This is a genomic window from Lysinibacillus piscis (assembly GCF_026012395.1).
Taxonomy (GTDB): Bacteria; Bacillota; Bacilli; order Bacillales_A; family Planococcaceae; genus Lysinibacillus; species Lysinibacillus piscis.
In genome coordinates, this window is the sequence record NZ_BRZA01000001.1 from 41,557 (window position 1) to 66,626 (window position 25,070).

Sequence of the window (25,070 nt, forward strand, 5' to 3'; positions counted from 1 at the left end):
CCGCAAATTTTTTATACAGACAGGGTAACTTTTATGTCGGTATGGCAAAAATACGCTATAATAGAGACATGATGGAACGGAGGTATACATGTGAAAGATTCAAAAACACTTTATAAAGAAGCGATGCACGTTTTAAAAGAAACGAGCCGTACTTTTTATATACCTATTACTTTTTTACAAAAAGATTTAAAACAATCTGTAGCAGCTGCTTATTTAGCCATGCGTGCCATTGATGAAATAGAGGACCATGAAGCACTTACTACAACGACTAAATTCGATTTATTAACAGCGACAAGTGAATTATTAAAAGGCCCATTTGATGCAAATGCATATGAAGCACTTCTTGCACCATATGCAACACAGCTTCCTGAAGTCACACTACGTTTAGCAGATTGGCTTACTTTTTGTCCAGAGGGTGCCCGAGCGATTGTACAAGCATCCACAAGTGAGATGGCTTTTGGTATGGCAAAATGGGCAAAGGCGGATTGGCAAATACATACACGTGAAGACTTAGATGATTACACGTATTATGTAGCTGGTCTTGTAGGTACTATGCTATCAGAGCTTTGGCTATGGGGGGCAGATATTCAAACAGACCGTGAATTAGCAATTGGCTATGGACGTGGTTTACAAGCTGTAAACATTTTACGCAATCAACATGAGGATTTGGATGAGCGTGGTGTCAGCTTTGTGCCTGATGGTTGGACACGCGATGATTTATTTGCCTATGCAAAGGAAAATTTAGCTAAGGCTGATTTGTATATGAAGGCTATTAATAAGCGGACTGTCTTGTTATTCTGTCGTTTACCACTTGCTTTAGCACATAAAACATTAAAAGCGATGCAAGATGGTCGTGAAAAAATGACACGTGCTGAAGTAGAGCAAACCGTAGAAGAAATTCAAGTAGATTAAACAGAAAGACAGTGGACATCCTGCTCCACTGTCTTTTTTCTTTACAATAATCAAGATCAATTAAAATGTTCCCATGATTTTCAGTAATAACTCATAGCTCAAATAAAGGGAAAGTAAGATGAATAATACCGCTAATATTTTTTCCACCTTACTTCCTGTTTTCGTCGTTAACGGTAATCGTACAGACATCGACCATGGAAAAAAGAGTTTAACGCCCTTTTTTGTCCCCATATCCAGCAAAATATGACTGGCAATACCAATTAAAATCCCTTCAGAAATCGCTTTATACGGATTAATAGCCTGTAATAACATCGCCACTAATAGTACAAAAAGAATACTATGTGTAAACGAACGATGGCCGAATAACGTATTGACTAATTTCGACGTGAGCGGGAAAGCTTTACCTATTTTACTACCACCATGACAAATATCAGGCAGTAATGCACCAACCATACCTGCTCCAACTAATAACAATGGGTTATCTTGAGAAACTTGTGCAAAGGCTAAACTTGCTGCAATTCCTCCAATAATATGTGTGTTCCCTTGCATACAAAATCCCCCTCATACTACTTTTCTACTACTATAGCATGTTTTCAGCAAAAAGGGAACAAACATTCCGAACGCATGGTCTTTTTTATTCACACTACTTTTCCTTGCTAAATTGAAAAAATTCGTCATCCATGACACAGAGGCATCATGGATGACGAATTCCTTTTACACATGAAATTTACTTGTTTCTTCTTGTAATTTAAGTGCAAGCTGTGCCAATTGTTCTGAGGCTGATGCCATTTCATTCATAGTAGATGCTTGTTGTTCTGTAATCGCTGACACGTTTAATGTGTGATCACTCGTGATGAGTGCCTGTTGACTAATATCCTGTACTTTCAGCGTCACATCAGTTAATTTCGTATAGGCATTCGCTGTATTTGTAGACATTTGATCGATCAATTGCTTTAATTGCTCAATTGCCTTTGCAATCGTAGCAAATGTCGTTTCCGTTTGTTGAACGGTCGTGATACCATTATATGCAATTTGTCGGCTACGTTCCATCATATGGACTGTTTCATTCATTTGATATTGGATAGCGCCTACCATTTCCGCAATGCTTTGGGACGTTTGGCTCGTTTGCTCTGCCAACATTTTCACTTCCCCAGCAACGACCGCAAAACCTTTTCCTGCTTCACCAGCACGAGCGGCCTCAATCGCTGCGTTCAATGCTAATAAATTCGTTTGATTAGTAATCGATGAAATAAATTGGCTCATTTGCTCAATTTGAGAAGATTGTTCTTTTAACACATGAACAAGCTGTACACTTTCTTCCGTTTGTTTATGCAACTGTACGATGTCACTTGCAAAGATATGGATACTTTGTGCTCCTTCTGTTGCCAATGTAGATGTAGTAAAAGATTGCTTTGTTGCTATTTCTAGCACTTGCACCACTTCCGTCATATCTTTAGACAACAAGTCTGCTACTGTCGTTAATTGCTCTGTTACTTGTTGCTGCTTCATCGTATTCTCTGCCACTGTTTGCATCGAAATTGCTACTTCTGTAACCGACTGATTCACCTCGTATACACTGGCAGTTAACTGCTCAGCCGTTGAAGCAACCGTTTCCGTTTCACTCAATATCTGCTTTGTTGTTTGATGAAGTGTTTGAACAGAGTCGTTATAGAATTGTGCCATCTCACCGAATTCATCTTTCGTATGCACAGTAATCCTTTGTGTTAAATCTCCTGTCGCCAATTGACCAAAATAGTTATTCATTGTATATACTTCTTTGCGGATATAGTGTGCAAGCATAAAAACAATCAATGCAATCACAACGATTAATAAAATACTACCTATAATTTGCTGGTATAGCATAGCTTGTACCTCATGATACAGTTCACCCTTTGGAACGAATAACACCACTTTCCATGGCATCCCCTGCATTTCTTTATATTGTACTATATAATCAGTGCCATCCATTTGCACACTCATTAACTTTTGGTCCGCAGTAAATTTTTCGAGAGGGACTTGTAACAACTCTTGAATCGTATCGTTATTTACCTTTTCTACATTCGGATGTGTTAAAAATCGCCCATTGTCATCAATCAACACGGCATAGCCACTTTCTCGAATTTTAATATTTGATACAATGGATTGAATGGAGCCTAACACATAATCACCTGTAATCACCCCAAGCACCTCGCCCTGCTTTTTCACTTGAATACCAAATGAAATGAACAACTCACCTAGTGCCTCATCAAAATAAGGTGCTGTATGTACGACATCGCTAGCTTCTACACTTTTGGTATACCATTCTTGCTGATGAAAAGCATAGTTTGGCTCTTCATATGTGTTGGTATAAACCACTTTGTCACCATCTTTATAGACATAAGGGCCAAAAATTTCGCCATCCGCTACATCTTTTTCAAGCCATAAACCCATGCCATATGTTTCTTTGTTTAAAGCTAGGAGCGGCTCCACAAATTGCGTAAATTGCTCTCTTGACATTAGGCTATTAGCTGATTCAACTACTGATTTCGTACTATAAATAAGCTGTTTATGTAATGATACTTTATGGTCCACTGAATTAGCTACATCATCTACTAAAGTAGAAAGCTCATGCTCAATAGCCCCCTGTAATTCTTGCGAGGTCTTCCAATAGTTAAAAAAGGACATACCACCTAAAGCAATTGCAACAATAGGAATCAAAATACCTATTTTGACAATCAATTTTACATTGCCTAATAACTTTTTCATCGTCATACTCACCTCATTATCATTCATCGTGCCTCCCTTCAGTATAACGTGTAACGACTTCCAATAATATGTATCTTCAGTTAATTTTCATACACATTGTTAAGAAAATTTACATAGTAGACAACAAGGCATAATCTCCTTATTATAAGGAAATTTATGCCTTGTCATTTATCCGATATTAACAGGCTGTAAGACCCCCAATAAGGAATGGAAAATGGGCAATCCATAGCTTGTAAAACCCGATTGAAGGTTCACTTTATTCAACAACTATTTTTACTAACGTCTCTTTCAATAACTGTAACTCTGATGGTGTTAATGTTACACCTTTTCCCATCTTCGTATGATCCTCTGACCATTCACGAATATCATATTTTGGCTCTCGTCCATTCCAACTAATTAAATTCAGCTCTTTCTTCCAGCCTTTACTCCCCTCTGATAGGATGGCCAGCGTTTCAACAATCTCATATTTAATGTCTGCCATAATCATTCCTCCTTATGTATCTGTATGTAACACTATAGCTTGGAAGCAAGTGATTAGCAATTGCTAATCATCCCCCCATCTTCTATCCATCACACTTTTGCTGAACTAAAAGAAGAGAAAGATGAAATCAAGCACACGCCATTTCATCTTTCCCACTTTTTCAAACTATGTCCCAGTCTTATCCTCTTTTAATCCCAATTCATTTCAAGCAATTGCTGGATTTTTGTCACTTCCGTTTTACCTGTTTCCTTATCAATCAATGATGTATAAAGATGTGGAATCACGGTTTCTGCACCATTATCTAAGCATATTTTCACAATAGTATAAACATTCGCTACACTAATACCTCCTGTTGGTTCGAAAATTTTCAAACCAGCCTTCACAGCCGCCTGTACCATCACTGCAACCTCATCTAGTCTTTTTTCTCCCTCAATTGGATAGAACTTTACTGAATGTACACCGATTTCCGCCAGCATATTTGCTGCCATCTCACATGACACTGCTTCGCGATTTGCTGAACTAATAGGACCTGTTGAAATATACACCTTACCTGGTGTACCAGTCGGTTCAATAACAGCATTTACAACAGGTTGCTTAGTCATTTGCTCCATACGACCAAGTGTATAGCCCGCTGCTGGGAAAATTTGATTAACATGATCAGGCTTTGTAATAGCAGCTACATTGGCAACTTTTTTCCACATCGCTGGGTCTGCTGCACCTAGCCCAACAGAGACCAAAACCCCTTGCTCTTGAAACGATTGCACTTGCTGGATTGCCGCTTCTTCAGTAGGAAAATCTTTGACCATAACGCCCACTAATACACGTTCCCCCGCTACGGCTGTTAGCTCTTTTGCATTCTCTGCATCTTTTGCTAGTACGTTAAAAATGACTTTATGCTGTAAATTCAATTTGTTCAACCTCCCGATAAAATTCGAATCATCTCTCTAGCAATAATATCCTCCTGCCCCTCTAATAATGGACGAGGGTCAACAGATAAAATGCCTACATTGACATAATGATGACGTAAATAAATAGCTGGATTTCCTGCTTCAAGCAAGTGTAATACCTTTTCTGCTGAAAAACCTGTCTTTTGTTCATCTACATGAATTTGGGCACGGTAAATTGCCCTACCAGCTTCATCTTGTTTAACAGAACAAGTGAGTCCTTCAATGCTTTCTAGCTTATTACATAAATTGGTCATACGTGCAATTTGTTGCTCAGCATTATGTGTTTTCAATGGATACTGTCTTAATGCCGTAACTAAACCTACCATTGCCTCTTTCCCAACCTTCATTGCCCGACCAACACCTTTGTATTGCTTGCGACATGCTTCCATCAGTTCTTTTTTACCACAAATCAAACCTGATGTCGGTCCTTCGAGCGCCTTACCACCACTATAAATAACGATATCTGCCCCCATAGTGATATATTGTTGAAAATCCTCTTCAGCCGCTGCATCAATAATAAATGGTAGCCCATGGCGTTGTGCTACTTCCATCATCACTTCAATCGTCTGCATCCCTTTTTGCACAGCGTGGTGAGACTTAATATACATGAGTGCTGCTGTTTTATCTGTAATCGCCTGCTCAATATGATCTTTTTCAACTTTATTGGCTTGCCCAACTTCAACAACTTTTCCACCGCCAATTTGGATCATTTGTCCGATGCTTGCACCAAAGTGTACAAGCTGACCTTTTTGGACAATGATTTCGTTACGGAGTCCTGCTGTATTTGGAATACGTTCAATAAGTGACAAATTTTCACCTGCAATTACAGCAGCAGTAGAAATGGCAATACCTGCAGCCGCGCCACATGTTGGGCAACCACTCTCAGCCCCTGTGCTTTCAGCAATTACCTTACCTGTGAATTCCATCAACTCATCAATATCCACATAGTCTTGTGCAGCATCCTTTAAGGCTTGTGCAATGTCATCTGTTACAGCTGATGCACCAAGCGCCGTCATTTTACCACTTGCATTAATAATTTCACGTAAACCTAGCTCTTTAAAAATTCCCATAGTCCCCACCTCAATCAAGTGAAATTGGGAAGAATGCACCCAATAGCATCGCCCCAAGAATAGCACCACCTGCGACAGGCTTCTTCCATGCGTAGAAAATTGCTGCACCGATAATTGATCCAACACCAATTGGAATGGAAGCACTTGCCGCTGAAATTACGATAAGGGGCCCTAAAAAACGGCCTGAAGCATTACCAGCACCCATCATAATATCTGCGCCAAAGGTTGAATTCGATTGTCCCACTGTAAATTTACGAATGCCGATAATAACATAGCCAATAATAATACCAAGAAGACCGCCAGTTATTAATGATAATGCAAAGGATTCAACCGGTGCTGTAATCCCTGCGCCTAATAATAATGCAGGCACGCCAATACCAATTCCTGTTTGAAGAGAGCCACCAATATCTAAAATACCGACAAGTGAGCCTTCTAAAATACGAGCAAATAAGAAACTTGCGCCAAACGCCGCTGCTGCCCCATAACCTGCCCCTTGAATGCCTGCCTCTAGCATAGCGACAATGGCCACATCATTAAAAGCACCAATATGATATTGAAAGTACATATGTGTTCCAGCAAATATACCTGCTGATAGAAGTGCTACAAAGATAGGAAACGACCAATCTGCATACCAGAAGTTTTTATTATACAACTCTTCATTCATTGTCTCTTGTTGATTCGTCATATGCTACTTCACCTCAAATCCAATCATTTTGTGTAAATCAATTAACCAACTTGGTGCCTCCAAGTTAAAACCTCTCATCATATTAATATCAAAGCCTCGGAAGAATGCACTTAATACAAATAATAAAATAACTGTAATTAATAGGGTTTTCGTCACCTTAGACCAACCACTATCATCTACACCTTTACCAATTAAAATTCCTAATACAATCCCAGGCACAGCATTCCCCATTATTAAATGAGCTGCGCCACCAAAAATTGTGCCCCATAAACCTGCACGTTTGCCTGCATCTAAAGCAGCTAACCAAAAAATCACTGGCATAATCGGGTTAATTAATAAGTTTGCCGCTGGTACAAGCACTTTAATCGCAATAGCTTGCAATGATTCTGGAATAGCGGATGCTGTTGAATTCAAAAACGTAACAACCAATACCCCAATAATCGCACCTGCAATAGCCATTTTCTTTGGGTTATGCAACGTATCTTCAGGACGTTTGCCCTTTCTCATTAAGACAGCTGCTGCCCAGTTTGGGATAATACGATGATCGACATCTTGTGTAAATGCACCTGCTCCTACAGCAGATGCCCAAGCATTGAAGAAGAAGCCAAGACCGAATGAAAAGTGAGAGGCTGCATCCCCTGCACAGGCATTTAGTTCACCCAATGTACGAAAAGCACCCATTCCTTGTACTTTTGGAGCATGAAACATTCTCGCAGCCCCTGCCCCCACACCAAAGCCAACAAGTGCGCCAATAATAATCGATTTGATGACAATTTCAATAAATTCCATATACCTACCTCCTTATTTGTTGATCTGATTGCCTAGCAACATATTGCGCATATTATCAGGCATATCTGTTTTTTCAAACACTATTTCCTCCACATCCAACAGGAAAACATTGACCTCTACCTCTAGCACAACTTTATATTGATTGCGTTTTCTCGGAAAAAATAATAGGAAGAAGCGTTCTGTATAAGTTGTCTCTCTTGCCTCTATAACTGTCACATCGATTGGCTCAATTCTAAGAATTAAGCCCTTGTAGTTTGACATGATCTTTTTTTGGATACTCCCTAACGCAGTATTAATCGCTAATTCCTTTGACTGCCCAATCCCCTCAATCTGCACTGTGGCTTGAAACGTTTTTTTCATGCTCATATCACCCTTTAATTTTGATATATTCTTCGGTAATGCGCTTCCCTAACTCCTCCACATCCATAAACCCAAACCCTAACACACGCTTCCCTTCACGCAGAGCTGTGATCCCTTCATCAATTGAACGCATCCCATAATGACATGGATAACCATACTTTGTTTGTGCTGTAATTGCTCCTGCCCCACCACTACCACAGAAGGAAATCCCAATATCCGCATGTTCAGCGTGCATAACATCTCCTAATTTCATATCTGCACCCATGCCTGGAATAACGATTGCTGTTCCTCCAGCTGCCTCTACACCTTTCGCTACATTTTGCCCTTTTCCTAAACGATCTCCAATAACAACAACGATTTGACTCATATTCTATTCCTCCTCAATAAGTTATAAATTATTCATTTTTGCTGTTTCAAAGTGAATTGACAATAAATATTTTTCATCCTCATGTAAATTTGGTAGTAATCCACAAATAGTGGTCGCTAACTCCATAGATTCTATTGATATCTCATCAAACATAGTCCTATCTAATGGCTGAATAGGTTCTTTATTGATAGAGCGGTACACCATAGCAGACAAATGAGATGTTAATGACAGCGATTGTGTTTCATCCATCACAATTTTCGCCTGTGTTAAAATATCCTGTGTCTCTTTTAACAATTGACGACACCGCTCGACATCACCACTGTTTTCAATTATTTTATCTTTATCTAATGCGGTCATTGGCGAAATACCACCTTTCCATTCCTTATCGTCATTTGTGGCTGTAAAACTCGATTTGTGGTTAACACAACACCCTCTGAATCTACAAGATTTGTTGGTTTATCATGAAAGGTAAAAATGGTTATATCTGCACGTGTGCCAATTTTTAACGTTCCTTGCTCCGTCAAGCCAATTGCCTCTGCTGCTTGAATAGTCACAGCACGCACAACCTCTTCAAGTGTAAAACCCAGCGCCAGAAGCTTGGACATTGTTAACATTAAGCTACCAACTGGATTGTCATAATTATTGATATAAATATCTGTACTGATTGAAAATGGTTGTGTATAGCTGGTTTTAAACTTTCGTAATGTTTCATAGCTAAAGCTAGATGTGCCATGCCCTACATCAAATAGCACGCCACGCTGTAAAGCTTTGATTGCCTCCTCAATAAGATAGCCTTGCTCATTTAAAATCCCATGCTTTTTCCCATGAAAAGCATGGGTTATAATATCACCCTTTGTCAATAATGGGAATATTTCATTTAAATAAGGCGGAGGATTCCCAATATGCACCATAATAGGCTTATGCAGTGCATCTGCTACTAAACGAGTATGCTTCAATGGAGCAATTCCTTGTTCTTTCACAACAGAGCCACTCATTCTTGCCTTCAACCCCACAATTTGTGGTTCATGTGCAAAAATCTCTTTCGCTTCTTCTAATGTCATTAATTGTGTTGGATCTGCTAACTCAGATAGTCCCGCCCCCAATCCTTGCCGTGCAATATTTAGAAAGGCTAGGACCTCTGTTTGGCTTTGCTGTATAACAGTGTCTTTTAATAACTGATAATTGTCATAGCCTGCACTCCCTGCATCGACAATCGTTGTCACACCTTGCTCTATGCCAACAAGATCTGCTTCAATACCTAATGTCGTAGCATCTTTAAAGACGTGAACATGCAAATCAATAAAACCTGGTGCGATATAAGCTCCATCTACATTGATATAGTGAATGTTTATACCTTGTGCAAGTACATCTTTGACATCGGCTAATTGACCATCTATGATGCCAATATCTCTTCGTTCAATGCCACCTTTCTCAGGATCAATAACAAGACCGTTTTGCAAAATAGTATAGTAGCTCACACATTCACTTCCTTTCATTTTAAATATTGTAAGAGAGCCATTAGCTCAGATTGTTGAACAGGTACATGTAGCCGTGTAAGAATATCTTTCAATGTTTGTAGATCACGTCTATGCTTTTCTGATATTGGTTGATTTGTATAGAGAAAATCATCGTACTGTTTATCAAAATAACTACGATGCACCATTAAAAAAATATGAAGCTGTAAGGCTTGCTTCCGTTCTTCCTGAATATCCTGTGGAAATACTGTAATAATTTCATGAAAGATTTCAAAACCCTTTAAAATGATTTCTAGATTAATCTGTTCATTATCTTCAATCAACAAACATTGATTTTCATATGGCAAATTATACTGATAAGAATAACTCTCTTGTGATAGCGCTTTCACATGTTCCCGAATAGTTTCAACATCTCGCTTTGTTGGAATGGCTTCTACAACAATGACAGGTATTTGTGACTGAATGGGAAATACACTAATAATCAAATCCACTTTTTCCCTTTGACATAATTCTTCTACTTCCATAATGGAACAATAGGCAACAATTTCAATATCATGAATATCTTTTTCTACCCTATTTTTGATAAGTCGTGCAACACCTCCACCAGTGGCGCAAACATATAATCCCCTGACTTTTCTTTTTGTAGAAAAGGTATTTTCAAATGATGATAAAAAATGTAACGCAATTAATGAGATAAATGCATCATGATTAATAATAGAAGGTAAGCCAAGATATACTCGACAAGCCTCTGTGATATTTTGGAATAACTCAGGATAATTGGTCTTAATTTCATCTGCGAAGGGGTTAATTTCGGATACATTGAATACACCTTTGTTTAAACGTAACGATAAATGGGCAAAGAGACTATTAAATAATTTAGGATCTTTGCCATATTCAATTCCTTCCTTTGCGCTAACGTATTGAACTAATTGATTTGTAACAACCGTTAAATCAATGCCACGTGTACCTTTCGCAATATCACCAGATAAATACAAAAATTCGTTTTGCAGCAACGGCAGCTCCAATTCAGTCAAGACATTTTCCATCCATGACAAGATAAATAAAGAGGTATCATCTGTGTAAAGTTTTTTATTCACTAGACGATAGCCCTTCATCGTTTGCCCCTTATCCAATCTAACAACAGAAATAGTGATGCGAATCAATAGCAAAATTAAATCAGATTGATGAAATAACTTAGCAGTAGCTGATGTATATAAGTTTTTCAAATGCCGTTCTGCTATTTTGAACATAGAAAGAAGTGTGGCATCCATCAAAAATTGCTGCTCATGCTCTTCTTCATCAGCCGTAATACGCGTCATAATTTGGTAGATTTCATAGTTCGTCAAATTTGTATAAATAAGATGTTCCAGAAATAACCTCAAAGTCAGCTCTTCACCAATCAACTTATAGCCTTTACGCTTTGTCCTTTCTAGTTGAATCATCCAAGGTGCTATATACTCACTAACGCAATTCATATCATTTAAAATGGTATTACGACTGACTTGAAGGTTTTCAGCTAAGGTATTCGCTATAATATAGTCATTACTCAAAAGCAAGGTCACTAAAATTCTTTGTAACCTTACATTTTGATCTGGGCTTTGCCTCCACCTTTCATCACCAAGCAATTGCTGTAATGCTTCATCACGTGATATGTCATTGCATGTTACCCATAGTCCTTTATTCGGCTGTGAATACACATCTATTTGCTGATGTTGGAACCATTCTTTTACATGCTCTAGGTCATACTTAATGGTTCTTGTACTAACTGCAAAGTCCTGCGATAAATCTTTTATTTTCATGGGTAGTTTGGCCTCAAGAAGTTTAATCGCAATTTTAAGCTCTCTTTCATTTAACATCATCTCACCCCCTCTATGGATAGTTGCACTAGAAATCGTTTACATTTTTCATTATAGTCAGTCTATTCAGAACATTAAAGACCAAATGCTTGCCCTTCAATTAGTGAAATATTTTTCATCACACCTCTTGAACAGTAGCAGTATGTTTTTAGAATGGATACCTTTTTATAAAAATACACAGCATTTATTAAAAAGATTTTTTAGATGACCTACATAATATGATTTTAACTTTGTTTTAAAAGAATATAGCCTATCCTGTAGCAGTAAAATGACAGTAAATAGGGTACTGCTGCCTTATTTTAGAACAATCGTATGAAAATGATAGCTGAATTTGAGTTAACCCGTGTCCATTATGAATTCCAGAGGGTACTACTGACTAAATAATAATCTTTAGCCATTATTGACTATAGATTTCACATTTGAGAGTTGTTATGATAAAAGGGAGTATCATTTTAGAAAGGGGGTTTTTGGATGGATTACAATGCTTACACGTATACAGAGGATGCACTTGTAGGAGGATTTTTCCTGCTATTTATCGCCATTGCACTTATCATTGCGCTAATCGGTTATGTTGTTAATGCTTTCATTTATTACACAGCATCAAAAACAAATGGCTTTGAGGATGTTGCCTATATCGCTTGGATTCCACTTGCCAATATGTATTGTCTTTTCTTACTCACAGCAGAGGGTAAAACTCGTAGTGAGCAAAATGCAATCGCTAAAAGAAACATATTGATTTATGTCGGTTTATTCATCGCTACTTGGATTCCATTAATCGGTATTATTGCTTCTTTAGGGCTAGCTGGTTTTACACTGTACTATATCTATCGCTTATTCTATCGTTGGTCAGGATCATCAGGAAAGTCGATATTATACGTGGTATTAACATTTATCACTAGTGGTTTATTCTATGCTATTTACGGCTTAATGCGTATGAAACGACCATTTATTGCTTAATGACTCTACACCTCTATCATTCATTTGATGGAGGTGTTTTTCTTTCACTTACAGTCATCCTTGCTAAATATGCTATAGTATAGATACCATCTAAAAGGAGTGATGTATATGTATGAAAATATTTTAAGACATCCAGGACCAACACCGATTCCGAAAAAGGTGCAGCTTGCTATGAGTCAAGATATTTTTAGCCATCGTAGCAATGAATTTGTTACCCTTTATCGTGAAACAATGGCGTTAGTGAAGCCTATTTTTGGTACAAAGCAAGATATTTTACTGTTACCATCAGGCGGTACAGCGGCATTAGAGGCGGCTGCCGTCAATACGATTTCTGCTGGTGAGGAAGTTGTCGTTGTCACAGTTGGTGCTTTTGGTGATTACTTCGTTTCCATTTGCGAACGCTATGGCTTCCATGTACATAAACTCGTCAAAGACTGGGGAGAAGCTTGTACAGCAGAGGAATTACGTCCATTTTTACAAGCACATCCACAAATAAAAGCTGTTTTTATTACTTATAACGAAACATCCACAGGCATTTTAAATCCAATTGCCGACTTAGCAAAAGTTGTCCATGAGGAAACAGAGGCTCTTGTCATTGTTGACGGTGTGAGCTGCCTTGGTGGTGCACCTGCTGAAATGGATGCGTGGGGCATTGATATTTTCGTTACAGGCTCGCAAAAAGCATTGATGTTACCACCAGGTCTTGCCCTCGTTGCTGTTAGTGACAAAGCGTGGCAAGTCATTGAAAAAAATCAAACACCCTCCTATTACTTAAATTTAATCAACTATCGTAGCTGGGCTGAAAAAGGGATGACACCAAATACACCTGCCATTACGCTAATTTATGGTCTACATGAAGTATGTAAGCTAATTGAAGCGGAAGGTGGCTTTGCCCAAACAGTGGCTCGCCATGAGCTGATGAAGCAAATGGTTCGTAGTGCGATGAAAGCACTGCATATCGAGCTATTAACAGAGGATGCATATGCTTCTCCAACGATTACAGCCATTTTAGCACCAAAGGATATTGATTTAGCAGCATTTTTAGCTCATTTAAAAAATCGCTACCATCTCGATTTTGCAGGTGGTCTTGGTCATTTACAGGGCAAGATATTCCGCTTCGGTCATATGGGCTATTGCTTCCCAAGCGATATTTTACAAGCCGTGTCATTACTAGAGGCAGCATTGCAAGATTTCAACTATACATTTGAAGCTGGTGCAGGTGTTCTAGCTGCGCAACAAGTCTTTTTAGCTGCACAGCGCTAAAGATAAACCGCCAAATCCCCTATTTAGTGGATTTAGCGGTTTATTTTATTAGCTATTCGCTTTTTGTAAATACGCCTCACGCATCTCTTGTGGAACCATACTACCACCTGTTGCCCATACAAGATGTGTAGCATTTGCCATTTTATCTATTAAATCATGTCGCTGTAAATAATGCTGCCCATACTGCTGTAAACGAATCGCCCCTAGCATTCCCGCATGTGCAGAGGGCTCTAAAAATAACATTTCCGCCTCCATCGCCAGCTTCAAGGATGTCAATAGCTCCTCATCTGTCACTGTATAACAGCCACTAATATATGTTTCCATCACTTTCCCAACAAACTTAGAGGCACGTCCAACAGCCAGACCGTCCGCCTCTGTCCGATTATCCAAGCCAATATCTTCTACACTAATTTCATCATGCAAGCCTGTTAATAAACCAATTGTCATACATGGTGATGCGACAGGTTCTGCAAAGAAAATATGGACATGCTCGCCAAGATACTCCCGCAAGCCGTATGCCACACCTCCTGGTCCACCACCGACTCCACATGGTAAATAAACAAATAATGGATGATTTGCATCGACCATAATGGCTACCTGCTGCAATTGTGCCTGCAAACGCTTGGCCGCTACCGCATAGCCTGCGAATAAATCTTTGGAATTTTCATCATCAATAAAATGGCATAATGGATTTTGTTCTGCTTCTTTACGTCCCTGCTCCACTGCCACACTATAATCTGCCTCATATTCGATAACAGTCGCTCCTTTTTCTCGCAGTAAAGCCTTTTTCCATTCCTTTGCATCGCTTGACATATGTACAACAACGTCAAAGCCTAATTTTTTCCCCATAATACCAATACTCAAACCTAGATTACCTGTAGAACCTACTGCAATGGTGTATTGGGCAAAGAATTGCCGCATTTCCTCTGTAGCTAGCACCGCATAATCATCTGCCTTGGTTAGCTTGCCATGTGCGATGGCTAGACGTTCTGCATGACGTAGTACCTCGAAAATTCCACCACGTGCCTTAATCGAACCTGAAATAGGTAAAGCATGATCACACTTGACAATCATTTGCCCAGTAATTTTCATATCAAATGTCTTTTCAAGTGCCTCTTGCATTTGCGGGATAGTTTGTAGAGCAGATTCTATGAAACCATTACTTGCCCTTAGTTCAGGAAAAGCTTCTTTTAAATAGGAAGAAAAGCGTTGTAATGTTTCTTCAGCTTCTATGACCTCTGTTATCGAAAAAAGTGTTGTCTGTGCCTTTTTCGCCCAATTTGTATTTTCCCATAGTACAGTATCTTGATTTGCCATTGTTTGAAGTAGTGGAAATTGCTGAAATAATTTATTTTTCATCATTCAAACCCTCCATTTTTTGTGCAAAAATTGCGTGTTCACAAATTTGTCGAAATTTCATTTGGAATGAAATATTGTTTTCCTTGGTCCGTTTTTTCGGTCCCCTCGTTCTTCCACCAGCACGTCGAATCTTTTGTCCAACATGACGTATTTCTAATAAGTTTTCTATATTATCTGCTGACATTTCCCTCCCATTTTGGTCAATTGCATATCCTCCTCTTGCCAGAACCATGGCAGCTAATCCATAATCTTGTGTAATGACCACATCATGTTTCGAAAGCGCATTCACCAGTGTGAAATCAACTGAATCAGGACCTTTCGGCACCATAATTGTTATTACATTATCACGTTCTATGCGATGAGACGTATCGCAAAATAAGATTGTTTCTATCTCGTATTCAGATGATATAGCTAGCGCTAAATCCACTACAGGACAGGCATCAGCATCAATTAAAACCTTCACAATAAGGCATCATTCCTTTCTCACAATTAGATAAGTATTCGAAACAAAAATTTTCTTAATATAATATTTTCACATCCCCTCTTGCTCATAAATTCACAAACTTTTGCCCTTCGAAAAAATAATTTTATTGAATAGTCTGAAAAAAAAATATACGATACGGTTATCAAATTACTTGGGGGTTTTTACTATGACAATGACAACTGTAAGCAATGAACAATTAGCAAAAGAGTATGTGGATGGTGTATTTGAACAATTAAAACAGCAAAATGGTCATCAAGCAGAGTTTTTACAAGCTGCTGAAGAAATTTTCCTTTCATTAGTACCTGTCTTTACACAACACCCTGAATACATTAAAGCAAACATCTTATCTCGTATCGTAGAACCAGATCGTATCATTTCTTTCCGTGTTGCTTGGCAAGATGACAATAACCAAGTGCAAGTAAACCGTGGCTATCGTGTACAATACAGCAACGTAATGGGTCCTTACAAAGGCGGACTTCGCTTCCACCCATCTGTAAATGAATCCATCATTAAGTTTTTAGGCTTTGAGCAAATTTTCAAAAATGCATTAACAGGCCAACCAATCGGTGGTGGTAAAGGTGGCTCTAACTTCGACCCTAAAGGGAAATCAGATTCAGAAATTATGCGCTTCTGTCAAGCATTTATGACTGAATTATACCGCCATATTGGTCCTGATGTCGATGTTCCTGCTGGTGATATTGGTGTTGGCGGTCGTGAAATTGGTTATTTATGGGGACAATATAAGCGCATTACAAAAGCAAATGAATCAGGCGTGTTAACAGGGAAAAATCCTGTGTATGGCGGTTCATTAGCACGTAAAGAAGCAACAGGCTACGGTACAGTTTACTTTGTGAACGAAATGTTAAAAGATGCAAATGAATCATTTGCAGGCAAAACAGTCGTTGTTTCTGGTTCTGGAAATGTTTCTATTTATGCGATTGAAAAAGCACAGGAATTCGGTGCAAAGGTAGTTGCTTGCTCTGATTCTTCAGGCTATGTTTATGATGCAGATGGCTTAGACTTAGATGCGATTAAAGAAATTAAAGAAGTAAAAGGTGATCGTATTTCAACATATGTCAACTATCGCCCAAATGCTACCTTTACAGAAGGCTGCACAGGTATTTGGTCAATTCCATGTGATATTGCCTTACCATGTGCAACACAAAACGAAATTAATGGTGAGTCTGCTCGTACATTAATCGCAAATGGTGTAAAAGCAATTGGAGAAGGTGCAAACATGCCATCAGACCTTGAAGCAATCAATGAATTCCTAGAAGCTGGCGTATTATTTGGTCCTGCCAAAGCTGCTAATGCTGGTGGTGTTGCTGTATCTGCACTTGAAATGGCACAAGATTCAAGCCGTGTATTCTGGTCATTTGAAGAAGTAGATGCAAAATTACACCAAATCATGGAAAATATTTATGCAGAGAGTAAAGCTGCTGCTGAAAAATACGGCTACCCTGGTAACCTTGTTGTCGGTGCAAATATCGCTGGCTTCGTCAAAGTAGCAGATGGTTTATTAATGGAAGGTGTTTACTAATAAAAAAGCAAAACAGATGATAACACGCCCCTGTTATCATCTGTTTTATTTTTCAACAATTTATCTACACAATTTTATTGCTGACACTTCACTTTCGCACAATAAACATCCGTCTCCAGTGTAATGGATTGAATATTATTTTCACGAACATTTTGGGTATTAACCATTTAAAATATTCGTGTTATAATCATGGTACTTTATAAATATTGGAGGTTTTTTTGTGGAATTATTGTATACAGGTAAAACAAAAAATGTATTCAAGTTAGAAGACGGACATTATTTATTGAAATTTAAGGACGATGTAACGGGTGAAAACGGCGTATTCGATCCAGGCGCAAACACAGTTGGTTTGACGATTGATGGTGCTGGCTTAGCTGGGCTACGTTTAACATCTTATTTTTATGCAAAATTAAATGAGCAAGGCGTTCCAACGCATTATGTGGACGCTAATTTTGAGGATGCAACGATGACGGTTAAGCCTGCTACTGTATTCGGTAAAGGTTTAGAGGTGATTTGTCGTTTTAAAGCTGTTGGTTCATTCCTACGCCGTTATGGTGCTTATGTACAGGAAGGTCAAGATTTAGATGCGTTTGTGGAAGTAACGATTAAGGATGATGAGCGCCAAGACCCGCCTATTTCTGAGGACGCACTGGCAATGTTAAACCTATTAACACATGAGGAATACGCTGTATTAAAGCAACGCACAGTGGATATTGCTAAATTCGTAGGCACTGAGCTTGCTACAAAAGGCTTAACATTATATGATATTAAGCTAGAATTTGGTCGTGATGCACAAACAAATGAGATTTTATTAATCGATGAAATTTCAGGTGGTAATATGCGTGCTTATAAAGGTGAACAATATATTGAGCCATTAGAGCTTGAAAAGATTATGTTAGCTGATTAACCAAAATAGCCATCTGCTGAAGTTTATTATTTAAGCAGATGGCTATTTTACATCAATATTCACTATATAAGAAGCACTTCCTTTATGCCATCTACCAGAAATCATATAGATATAGCTTCCTTTCTCTTGTGATGCCAAAAAAATATTTCCTTCGACTGACACGACTTTATTTGCATTGGAATTGCTCCATTCTTCTACTACAATTTCTTCAATAGGTTGTTTTTGAAACTCCACCTTTATTGCACTTTGAGGTGAAACAACAGTTGGTACAATTTGATGATGCGCTAGTAGCTCAGGTGGCGAAATTTTATCCACACAGGTAGCATTCACTAGTTTGTTCCAACAATAAGAACCTTGTACAACCTCCATTTTTTTACTATCTACAGACACAGTAGGCATAGGTGGCTCCATATTGAGCACAAGTATAATGACTAAAAACACACCTAATCCTAGCAATGTAAGAACGAATTTTTTCATGACATCCCCTCCCCTATCATTTTTTATATAATAACGTAAACACTCATCTAAAATACAGATTTCTTATGAAACTTTTTAGCAATTCATTCGTATCTTATACTAGTAGATAATAATTGGAGGTAATTTGATGACAATGTATGATGATAAACCACAGGAAAGGCGAGCGTTGAATCCATTTTTATCCGTTTGGCTTCATCCAAAGCAAACTGCTCGTTATATCATAGATGAAAAATCGATGGGCTATGCGATTTTCATACTATCCATTGGTTTTATCGGCTCTTCATTATCGGGGCTTATTGATAGTGACATACTAATGGATATGCCATTGTGGCTACTTATCGTGTTACTACTTGTGTTAGGTCCTATTATAGGTCTTATTAGTATTAGCATTTCAGCACTAGCCATATGGTTGTTTGGTAAACTACTTAAAGGAACAGCTACATATACGCAATTATTTAAAGCACTTAGTTTAACAGCGATTCCATTTATTTTGTTAATTCCTTTTTACGGCTTGTGGCTTGTCACAGCACCCGATTCTTTAATGAATATCAGTTTTACAGGTGAGATTCCATGGATTTTTTGGCCGACAATACTGGTAACCGTTGTGTCAAGTATTTGGTCTTTCGTCATATCAGTAGGTATTGTCGCTGAAGCACATCAGTTTTCCAATTGGAAAGGCTTCTTCACTCTTTTAATCCCTTCCATTGTGTTAGGCATTTTATTCTTTGTTCTTGTAGTGATTATTATGATTATTATGCTCATCGTTGTTAGTGGGATGATGCTATAACAAAGACGCCCTCTCCCATCTAGGAGAAGGGCTTTTGTTATTACATCACTTTGGATAAAACGGCTTGCTGTTGAAACAGCTCTGATACGCCTGATTCTACCGCTGCCCCACTGACTGCACGTGATACTACTTCTACAACACGTTCATCAAATGATTTTGGCACGATATATTCCTCCTGTAGCTCCTCATCACTTACTAATGATGCAATTGCCTCCACAGCCGCTAATTTCATCGCCTCATTAATATCGGTTGCTCGCACATCAAGCGCCCCGCGGAAAATACCTGGGAAAGCAAGTACATTATTAATTTGATTTGGATAATCAGAACGCCCTGTCCCGATAATACGCACACCCCATGCCTTTGCATTATCATATGTGATTTCAGGATTTGGATTGGCTAATGCAAAGACAATTGGATCATCATTCATGGATTGAATATGCGCCTCTGTTAATAAATTGGCTACGGATACGCCAATAAAGACATCTGCGCCACGAAGTGCATCCTCTAATGTACCATGAATCTTCTCTGGATTTGTTAAATGTGCCACGGCTTCCTTAATTGGATTCATCCCTTCTGCACGTCCCTCATAAATTAAGCCCTTTGTATCGCACATATAAATATTTTTATAGCCCATTTGCACAAGAATACGCAAAATCGCAATTCCCGCTGCACCTGCCCCATTAATCACAATCTTCATTGTTTCAACATCTTTTTTGACAATACGATTGGCATTAATCATCCCTGCTCCGACAACAATCGCTGTGCCATGCTGGTCATCGTGGAAAACAGGAATATTACACTCTCGACGTAAACGGTCTTCAATTTCAAAGCAACGTGGTGCAGAAATATCCTCTAAGTTAACAGCACCAAATGTTGGAGCAAGCGCCTTCACAATGCTGACAATCTCATCTGAATTTTTTGTATCTAAACATATTGGAAACGCATCAACATTGGCAAAACGCTTGAGTAAAATCGCCTTCCCCTCCATCACAGGTAGCGCCGCTTCAGGTCCAATATCCCCCAACCCTAAAACAGCCGTACCGTCCGACACAACAGCTACCATATTGCCCTTCATCGTATAGTCATAGACAAGCGATCGATTTTTTTCAATTTCTAAGCATGGTGCAGCAACGCCTGGTGAGTAGGCAAGACTTAAATCATATGAATCTTGTACAGGCACTTTTGATTGTACCTCTAGCTTACCACCATATTGTCCATGCATCTCTAACGCTTTTTTCATAATATCCATTGAACCCCATCCTTTACTTTGTGAAATTTGATTATATTTCAGTATGTTAGTGGTTTGTGAAAGGATAGTCAATTAATTTTCAGAAAATTCTTTTTAATGTTTGATATATCAACATTTTTAAACCATTTCTTTATCGTTCATCATTTCACAATCAATTATTTCACAATAAAATACTAGATGTTCAATCATTGGCATTGACTACGTATAACACCATTTAACCTGCTCATTTTTTCACATAGTATTTTTGTGCTACAAATGAGAATCTTTTCACAAATCAGTTGTAAGCGGATACATACACGTTCACATTTTGTTCACAAATATGTTATAATCAATTACGCCCCAGCGTAATTGCGTCTGGATTTTTTTCGAGTTCACTCGAAAAAGCTCCTCTTCAAAATCCATGACATCCGCTGGGGCTTTTATCTTGATTCAGTGAATATCTTTTTATTTGCCGCTGACGTTTCACTTTCGCGCAGAAAACATTTGTATCGAAAGCGCAGTGCAACGTAGCGACAATCTTTTTTGTGCGAAAGCGTAGCGGCAGCAACAGATACAGGCGTTTGGACACCCACTGAATCAAGATAAAAGCTGGCATTCTCCCCCTCCCTATTGAGGTAGAGGTCTTCTGTATCTGCCACTTCGCTTTCGATACAAAAAGCATTTGCTGAATCAAGATAAAAGAACTATGTTTGAAAGGATTGATGAGTATGAAACAGCAGCAACAACGAACTGTGATTGAAAAGTAGTTCGTTACACTCTTTTCAATCCAACTATGAAACACTTACTATTGAAAAGAGGTCACATATGTATACAGATAAAGAGTTAACGATTCGTCCAATCATAGCGCAGGATTTACAACGCTTATGGACACTTATTTACAAAGAAGAGCAGCCTGAATGGAAAAAGTGGGATGCCCCTTATTACCCTCATCAAGCATTGTCCTATGAGGAATTTTTGCCAAAGGGTGAAAAATGGATTGGACAAGATGATTTTTGGGTAATTGAGGTTGACGGCATTGTCTGTGGTATCGTTTCCTACTATTGGGAGCATCAGCCGTCACAATGGCTTGAAATGGGCATTGTCTTTCATGAAGCACCTTCTTGGGGCAAAGGCTTAGGGACAAGAGCCTTAAAGCTATGGATTGACCATTTATTCACAACAATGCCTTTAGTTCGTGTTGGTTTTACGACATGGTCAGGTAATGCACGTATGATGCGAGTTGGTGAAAAGCTCGGTATGCAGATGGAGGCTAGAATCCGTAAAGTGCGTTACTACAATGGTGTGTATTACGATTCGATACGCATGGGGTTATTGCGAGAGGAATGGACTGCTATGTAAAGACAAAAAAGTAGGTAAACAAGTTTACCTACTTTTTTATATCCATTGCCCAATAAAAGCCGTAATTAAATGTTTAGAAGACCATTGCCCATTAGAGGCCTGTGTAATCGGATAATCTTGTGGCACAATAATTTTCGTGATTTCATCCACCATATAGCCTTGCGCGAATAACTGCTTAATTTTCCCTTCCGTCTCCTCTAAATAGGCGATTTTATCTTGAATTCGTTGGCGTCCATCTGCTAAAAAGCCTGCGTGACAGCAATAAATGGCTTCAAAATCATAGGCTAATAATTTTTTTAATGATGCCAATGTATGGACGATATTTTCTTCATCCAATAGGACCTTTGTTTTTGTTTGGATATACAAATCCCCCGTAAACATCGCTCCTGTTTGGCGATTGTAAAAGGCGACATGGTCTGTTGTGTGCCCAGGTGTGGCAATGACATCCCAAGTTGCGTTTGCTGTAGACAAAGTATTTGCTAATGGCTGTGCTTGAAATGCTGGTCGCTCCCCCCATAAAGCCTGTCGATAAAATGGATAATCACCATCCTTCGCACAAACATCGACCATTTCATTTGTCACATAAACAGGAATATGATATTGCTGCTGAAGCCATGCCGCATTGCCTGCGTGATCTTCATGGACATGTGTTAAAGCTACCTGCTCGATTGACAAGCCTTGAAAGAATGAGTGAAATTCCTTTGCCAATGAATAGGAGCCTGTATCGATTAATAGTCCGTCTGTATAAAAGCTATAAACGCTCATACCTATTCCTCGTACGGCTACTTTGCCATGTCCACACTGTACCCCATCATGCTGTTCTACTACTATACTTGTTTGACGCTTCAACCTGCTCCCCCCTTTGCTCTTGTACAAAGTGTAGCACAAAATGAATGACGAGTCATTTTTTCGGAAAGGTAACAGTTTGCATGCTGAAGCGAATATGTTTTTTGAGACGATGTGTATGAATGAGTAAGCGTATTTGCACGACAAATAAGACAAGCACACCAACAAAAAGTAGAAATGTCCATGTTGAAACAGAGACATTCATCTTAAATGTCCAGCCTGCTAGCAATAAGAGTACTCCCCATTGATAGCTTATGAATAGCTCAGACATCTTACCCTTAGTGCGATATTGTTGTTCTATACGAATAATTTGCTGACCAAGCATGATAATAATCAGTAAATCAATTCCCCCTATCAGCACAAAATGCCAAACAGCAAGAAAAGGTGAATCAATAAAAAAGCCAGAAATAAGCAATAACAAGCCTGCTCCTATATAAAAATTTACTCGCTTTAACTCCTTTACATAGGTTACACATTTGAATAAAGCAATATAGGCTAAAAATGACCGTAACCACATCATCTCTGGTATGATGTCTAATAGCATAAACTTACAAAATAGCGCAATGATGAACCATTGTAAAAATTTGATTTGTTGCTGCTTAGTCATGCCCAGCCCCCTCCTTTAGCACATCTTCTAATGAAGCATCTTGTAAAATACCTAACCACAATGTCTGATTCGGGCCTTGTAATCTGATTGTTGTACGCATATTAATAGGTGCTTGCTTAATATAAAAACGCAACTGTATTTGTTGCCCCTTTTTCACTGTAATGGGGAAATCCTGTTCATGATAGCTTGTCGTATTATCTATTGTTATATCTTGCAATTGCACATATGGCTTCAAGCTAGAGGGAATCACTAATCGCTCAAATACAATATCCTCCTGCATTTCAAATATCTCTGTTCGATCACCATGACTAGAGCCAGATACACTAATTGGTCGAGCAAAGGCAATCCTTTTTTCATGGATGGCTATATCTGCTGTAACAGGTAGCTTTTGACCATCCTCTAACACGATAAATAGCTGGCGACTATTAACCAATGCCTGTATATCCTCTTTCGTCACGATAAAGTGAACCCTGCGTAGCCATTGATGCGCATTTTCATCTATAACATCGGCTGGATAATCGCTTGCTGTGACATGAAAAGGCATTGCCAAGAATGTTCGATTATCTGCCTGTAAATAACTCACTACACGGTTATCACTTTTATTTACAACATAATGCAAGGCAAAATTTTCGACTTCATTTTGCTCATCAAAATCATAAACCAATGGCACAACAATCGGTTGAGGTAATTGATGCTGCCAATAATATGCACTATTCCCTACCAGCAATAGCCCAATGCAGCCAAAGCTAATGGTCAACGCTTTATCCATTGCTTTTTTTAAGGCAACTAGCATGGCGAGCACTAGCCCAACAAACCATATAAGCCAATAAAATAATGAGGATGTAACCTGCATTATATGGCTAGTTTGTGGTGATGTCTGTACTGGCTCTCCTAATAACAGTGCTACCATCATACAGGCAGCCAACGTTGCCACAGCCGTTAGTATTTTCGGTAACCAGCGTTTGTGTTCCTTTTGTGCTTGCTGAATGCCCTGTACACTCCTTTGATGTAAGACAGCTGGAATTTCTATTTGCTCCATTTGCTTTTTTAAATCGTTCATACATCGTCCTCCTGTTCCAGTGCTTGTTTTAACTTTTTTAAGGCTCGATATAAAATGGTTTTAGCTGTCCCCAGTTTTAGCTGTAAAATTTGAGCTGTTTGAGCAATGGTGTAATCCTGATAAAAGCGCAGTAGCACAATATCCTTTTCTGCCTTTGACAAAATGGTCATCACGTCCTCTAGCCGCCATTTTTCTAATAGCCCCTCTTCATATTCTTCACTTATCTCCATATGTATTGTTGCTGTTGGTAAGCCTTTCTTTTTAAGTACATCATTTGCACAATTAATCGTAATGCGAATCAACCATGTTTTCACATAAATCGTCTGTTGCAGTGAATGAATAGATTTGAAGCTACGATACGCCACCTCCTGTACAACATCGAGGGCATCTGCTTCATTGCCCACATAAATGTAAGCCATTTTGTAAAGTTCGACTTCATAATGTGCAAATAATTGAGCAAATGCTTCGGCATCTCCTTTTTTGGCTCGCTGAACAAGTATATCCGTCAC

General features: G+C 38.7%; 28 protein-coding genes. 7 read left to right on the forward strand and 21 right to left on the reverse strand.

The features are described from left to right. Window positions 1-123: 123 nt before the first annotated feature. Entirely contained in the window at window positions 124-912 is a 789-nt protein-coding gene (locus OPF91_RS00220) for a squalene/phytoene synthase family protein (protein WP_373877027.1), read from the forward strand. Window positions 913-972: 60 nt separating this feature from the next. On the opposite strand, the gene OPF91_RS00225 is transcribed toward OPF91_RS00220, so the two are convergent. The 12 genes from OPF91_RS00225 to OPF91_RS00280 all read right to left on the reverse strand — a co-directional run bounded on the left by OPF91_RS00225 (window position 973) and on the right by OPF91_RS00280 (window position 11,687). Then, complete coding sequence (locus OPF91_RS00225) at window positions 973-1,461, reverse strand: metal-dependent hydrolase (RefSeq protein WP_264986653.1); 489 nt, start codon at window positions 1,459-1,461, stop codon at window positions 973-975. Between the two features lie 165 nt (window positions 1,462-1,626). Then, a complete protein-coding gene (locus OPF91_RS00230; RefSeq protein ID WP_264986654.1) occupies window positions 1,627-3,684 on the reverse strand; it encodes a methyl-accepting chemotaxis protein in 2,058 nt (685 codons plus the stop codon). A 229-nt stretch (window positions 3,685-3,913) separates the two neighbouring features. After that, entirely contained in the window at window positions 3,914-4,138 is a 225-nt protein-coding gene (locus OPF91_RS00235; RefSeq protein WP_264986655.1) for a YdbC family protein, read from the reverse strand. Between the two features lie 188 nt (window positions 4,139-4,326). Then, on the reverse strand, window positions 4,327-5,046 hold the full coding sequence (locus OPF91_RS00240; RefSeq protein WP_264986656.1) for a KDGP aldolase: 720 nt from the start codon (window positions 5,044-5,046) through the stop codon (window positions 4,327-4,329). Between the two features lie 5 nt (window positions 5,047-5,051). Next, window positions 5,052-6,155: a DgaE family pyridoxal phosphate-dependent ammonia lyase gene (locus OPF91_RS00245; RefSeq protein WP_264986657.1), complete on the reverse strand. Its 1,104-nt coding sequence runs from the start codon at window positions 6,153-6,155 to the stop codon at window positions 5,052-5,054. Window positions 6,156-6,165: 10 nt separating this feature from the next. Then, the gene (locus tag OPF91_RS00250) at window positions 6,166-6,840 is read right to left on the reverse strand and encodes a DUF4310 family protein (RefSeq protein ID WP_264986658.1); all 675 of its coding nucleotides are present in this window, start codon (window positions 6,838-6,840) and stop codon (window positions 6,166-6,168) included. Between the two features lie 3 nt (window positions 6,841-6,843). Continuing rightward, window positions 6,844-7,629, reverse strand: a complete 786-nt coding sequence (locus tag OPF91_RS00255) for a DUF4311 domain-containing protein (RefSeq protein ID WP_264986659.1) — start codon at window positions 7,627-7,629, stop codon at window positions 6,844-6,846. A 12-nt stretch (window positions 7,630-7,641) separates the two neighbouring features. Further along, window positions 7,642-7,989: a DUF4312 family protein gene (locus OPF91_RS00260; RefSeq protein ID WP_264986660.1), complete on the reverse strand. Its 348-nt coding sequence runs from the start codon at window positions 7,987-7,989 to the stop codon at window positions 7,642-7,644. Window positions 7,990-7,996: 7 nt separating this feature from the next. After that, window positions 7,997-8,356 (reverse strand): glycine-rich SFCGS family protein, encoded by a 360-nt coding sequence (locus OPF91_RS00265; RefSeq protein ID WP_264986661.1) that lies wholly within the window; start codon window positions 8,354-8,356, stop codon window positions 7,997-7,999. A 21-nt stretch (window positions 8,357-8,377) separates the two neighbouring features. Then, a complete protein-coding gene (locus OPF91_RS00270; protein ID WP_264986662.1) occupies window positions 8,378-8,713 on the reverse strand; it encodes a PRD domain-containing protein in 336 nt (111 codons plus the stop codon). Continuing rightward, window positions 8,710-9,834: an amidohydrolase/deacetylase family metallohydrolase gene (locus tag OPF91_RS00275; protein WP_264986663.1), complete on the reverse strand. Its 1,125-nt coding sequence runs from the start codon at window positions 9,832-9,834 to the stop codon at window positions 8,710-8,712. The genes OPF91_RS00270 and OPF91_RS00275 overlap by 4 nt, the downstream gene beginning before the upstream one ends. Window positions 9,835-9,848: 14 nt before the next feature. Next, window positions 9,849-11,687 (reverse strand): BglG family transcription antiterminator, encoded by a 1,839-nt coding sequence (locus tag OPF91_RS00280; RefSeq protein WP_264986664.1) that lies wholly within the window; start codon window positions 11,685-11,687, stop codon window positions 9,849-9,851. 471 nt (window positions 11,688-12,158) lie between these two features. Between OPF91_RS00280 and OPF91_RS00285 the strand changes: the two genes are divergently transcribed. Further along, entirely contained in the window at window positions 12,159-12,644 is a 486-nt protein-coding gene (locus tag OPF91_RS00285) for a hypothetical protein (RefSeq protein ID WP_264986665.1), read from the forward strand. 108 nt (window positions 12,645-12,752) lie between these two features. Then, complete coding sequence (locus OPF91_RS00290; RefSeq protein WP_264986666.1) at window positions 12,753-13,907, forward strand: pyridoxal-phosphate-dependent aminotransferase family protein; 1,155 nt, start codon at window positions 12,753-12,755, stop codon at window positions 13,905-13,907. Between the two features lie 48 nt (window positions 13,908-13,955). Here the strand turns inward: OPF91_RS00290 and dsdA are convergent, their stop codons facing one another. Together dsdA and OPF91_RS00300 are read right to left on the reverse strand one after the other, a co-directional pair. Then, window positions 13,956-15,266 (reverse strand): D-serine ammonia-lyase, encoded by a 1,311-nt coding sequence (dsdA, locus tag OPF91_RS00295; RefSeq protein WP_264986667.1) that lies wholly within the window; start codon window positions 15,264-15,266, stop codon window positions 13,956-13,958. Further along, window positions 15,256-15,729, reverse strand: a complete 474-nt coding sequence (locus OPF91_RS00300; protein WP_264986668.1) for a YaiI/YqxD family protein — start codon at window positions 15,727-15,729, stop codon at window positions 15,256-15,258. Before OPF91_RS00300 ends, dsdA begins: the two co-directional genes overlap by 11 nt. Window positions 15,730-15,916: 187 nt before the next feature. Here OPF91_RS00300 and gdhA point away from each other — a divergent pair, with 187 nt between their 5' ends. Further along, a complete protein-coding gene (gene gdhA / locus OPF91_RS00305; protein ID WP_264986669.1) occupies window positions 15,917-17,290 on the forward strand; it encodes an NADP-specific glutamate dehydrogenase in 1,374 nt (457 codons plus the stop codon). A 220-nt stretch (window positions 17,291-17,510) separates the two neighbouring features. Continuing rightward, on the forward strand, window positions 17,511-18,197 hold the full coding sequence (locus OPF91_RS00310; RefSeq protein ID WP_264986670.1) for a phosphoribosylaminoimidazolesuccinocarboxamide synthase: 687 nt from the start codon (window positions 17,511-17,513) through the stop codon (window positions 18,195-18,197). Between the two features lie 42 nt (window positions 18,198-18,239). Here OPF91_RS00310 and OPF91_RS00315 read toward each other — a convergent pair whose 3' ends face one another. Next, window positions 18,240-18,674, reverse strand: a complete 435-nt coding sequence (locus OPF91_RS00315) for a hypothetical protein (RefSeq protein ID WP_264986671.1) — start codon at window positions 18,672-18,674, stop codon at window positions 18,240-18,242. Between the two features lie 127 nt (window positions 18,675-18,801). On the opposite strand from OPF91_RS00315, the gene OPF91_RS00320 reads away from it, so the two are divergent. Next, on the forward strand, window positions 18,802-19,461 hold the full coding sequence (locus OPF91_RS00320; protein ID WP_264986672.1) for a Yip1 family protein: 660 nt from the start codon (window positions 18,802-18,804) through the stop codon (window positions 19,459-19,461). Window positions 19,462-19,501: 40 nt separating this feature from the next. Here the strand turns inward: OPF91_RS00320 and OPF91_RS00325 are convergent, their stop codons facing one another. Continuing rightward, the gene (locus OPF91_RS00325; protein ID WP_264986673.1) at window positions 19,502-20,710 is read right to left on the reverse strand and encodes an NAD(P)-dependent malic enzyme; all 1,209 of its coding nucleotides are present in this window, start codon (window positions 20,708-20,710) and stop codon (window positions 19,502-19,504) included. A gap of 391 nt (window positions 20,711-21,101) precedes the next feature. Further along, window positions 21,102-21,305: a hypothetical protein gene (locus OPF91_RS00330; RefSeq protein ID WP_264986674.1), complete on the reverse strand. Its 204-nt coding sequence runs from the start codon at window positions 21,303-21,305 to the stop codon at window positions 21,102-21,104. 209 nt (window positions 21,306-21,514) lie between these two features. Between OPF91_RS00330 and OPF91_RS00335 the strand changes: the two genes are divergently transcribed. Then, window positions 21,515-22,048, forward strand: a complete 534-nt coding sequence (locus OPF91_RS00335) for a GNAT family N-acetyltransferase (RefSeq protein WP_264986675.1) — start codon at window positions 21,515-21,517, stop codon at window positions 22,046-22,048. Window positions 22,049-22,084: 36 nt separating this feature from the next. Here OPF91_RS00335 and OPF91_RS00340 read toward each other — a convergent pair whose 3' ends face one another. Genes OPF91_RS00340 through OPF91_RS00355 form a run of 4 tightly spaced genes read right to left on the reverse strand, consistent with a single transcriptional unit; the run spans window position 22,085 to window position 25,070 of the window. Further along, a complete protein-coding gene (locus OPF91_RS00340) occupies window positions 22,085-22,897 on the reverse strand; it encodes an MBL fold metallo-hydrolase (RefSeq protein WP_264986676.1) in 813 nt (270 codons plus the stop codon). 52 nt (window positions 22,898-22,949) lie between these two features. Beyond that, window positions 22,950-23,501 (reverse strand): hypothetical protein, encoded by a 552-nt coding sequence (locus OPF91_RS00345; RefSeq protein WP_264986677.1) that lies wholly within the window; start codon window positions 23,499-23,501, stop codon window positions 22,950-22,952. Then, entirely contained in the window at window positions 23,494-24,561 is a 1,068-nt protein-coding gene (locus OPF91_RS00350) for a hypothetical protein (RefSeq protein ID WP_264986678.1), read from the reverse strand. The genes OPF91_RS00345 and OPF91_RS00350 overlap by 8 nt, the downstream gene beginning before the upstream one ends. After that, window positions 24,558-25,070 (reverse strand): RNA polymerase sigma factor, encoded by a 513-nt coding sequence (locus OPF91_RS00355; RefSeq protein WP_264986679.1) that lies wholly within the window; start codon window positions 25,068-25,070, stop codon window positions 24,558-24,560. Before OPF91_RS00355 ends, OPF91_RS00350 begins: the two co-directional genes overlap by 4 nt.

Excerpts from the sequence above, each read along its gene's own strand:
- gdhA (WP_264986669.1), top strand. The coding sequence starts at position 15,917 with ATGACAATGACAACTGTAAGCAATGAACAATTAGCAAAAGAGTATGTG.
- OPF91_RS00270 (WP_264986662.1), bottom strand. The coding sequence starts at position 8,713 with ATGACCGCATTAGATAAAGATAAAATAATTGAAAACAGTGGTGATGTC.
- OPF91_RS00285 (WP_264986665.1), top strand. The coding sequence starts at position 12,159 with ATGGATTACAATGCTTACACGTATACAGAGGATGCACTTGTAGGAGGA.
- OPF91_RS00290 (WP_264986666.1), top strand. The coding sequence starts at position 12,753 with ATGTATGAAAATATTTTAAGACATCCAGGACCAACACCGATTCCGAAA.
- OPF91_RS00220 (WP_373877027.1), top strand. The coding sequence starts at position 124 with ATGCACGTTTTAAAAGAAACGAGCCGTACTTTTTATATACCTATTACT.
- OPF91_RS00230 (WP_264986654.1), bottom strand. The coding sequence starts at position 3,684 with ATGAATGATAATGAGGTGAGTATGACGATGAAAAAGTTATTAGGCAAT.
- OPF91_RS00225 (WP_264986653.1), bottom strand. The coding sequence starts at position 1,461 with ATGCAAGGGAACACACATATTATTGGAGGAATTGCAGCAAGTTTAGCC.
- OPF91_RS00325 (WP_264986673.1), bottom strand. The coding sequence starts at position 20,710 with ATGGATATTATGAAAAAAGCGTTAGAGATGCATGGACAATATGGTGGT.
- OPF91_RS00315 (WP_264986671.1), bottom strand. The coding sequence starts at position 18,674 with ATGAAAAAATTCGTTCTTACATTGCTAGGATTAGGTGTGTTTTTAGTC.
- OPF91_RS00280 (WP_264986664.1), bottom strand. The coding sequence starts at position 11,687 with ATGTTAAATGAAAGAGAGCTTAAAATTGCGATTAAACTTCTTGAGGCC.
- OPF91_RS00330 (WP_264986674.1), bottom strand. The coding sequence starts at position 21,305 with ATGCCAGCTTTTATCTTGATTCAGTGGGTGTCCAAACGCCTGTATCTG.
- OPF91_RS00260 (WP_264986660.1), bottom strand. The coding sequence starts at position 7,989 with ATGAAAAAAACGTTTCAAGCCACAGTGCAGATTGAGGGGATTGGGCAG.
- OPF91_RS00245 (WP_264986657.1), bottom strand. The coding sequence starts at position 6,155 with ATGGGAATTTTTAAAGAGCTAGGTTTACGTGAAATTATTAATGCAAGT.
- OPF91_RS00250 (WP_264986658.1), bottom strand. The coding sequence starts at position 6,840 with ATGACGAATCAACAAGAGACAATGAATGAAGAGTTGTATAATAAAAAC.
- OPF91_RS00265 (WP_264986661.1), bottom strand. The coding sequence starts at position 8,356 with ATGAGTCAAATCGTTGTTGTTATTGGAGATCGTTTAGGAAAAGGGCAA.
- OPF91_RS00335 (WP_264986675.1), top strand. The coding sequence starts at position 21,515 with ATGTATACAGATAAAGAGTTAACGATTCGTCCAATCATAGCGCAGGAT.
- OPF91_RS00350 (WP_264986678.1), bottom strand. The coding sequence starts at position 24,561 with ATGAACGATTTAAAAAAGCAAATGGAGCAAATAGAAATTCCAGCTGTC.
- OPF91_RS00235 (WP_264986655.1), bottom strand. The coding sequence starts at position 4,138 with ATGGCAGACATTAAATATGAGATTGTTGAAACGCTGGCCATCCTATCA.
- OPF91_RS00345 (WP_264986677.1), bottom strand. The coding sequence starts at position 23,501 with ATGACTAAGCAGCAACAAATCAAATTTTTACAATGGTTCATCATTGCG.
- OPF91_RS00320 (WP_264986672.1), top strand. The coding sequence starts at position 18,802 with ATGACAATGTATGATGATAAACCACAGGAAAGGCGAGCGTTGAATCCA.
- OPF91_RS00255 (WP_264986659.1), bottom strand. The coding sequence starts at position 7,629 with ATGGAATTTATTGAAATTGTCATCAAATCGATTATTATTGGCGCACTT.
- dsdA (WP_264986667.1), bottom strand. The coding sequence starts at position 15,266 with ATGAAAAATAAATTATTTCAGCAATTTCCACTACTTCAAACAATGGCA.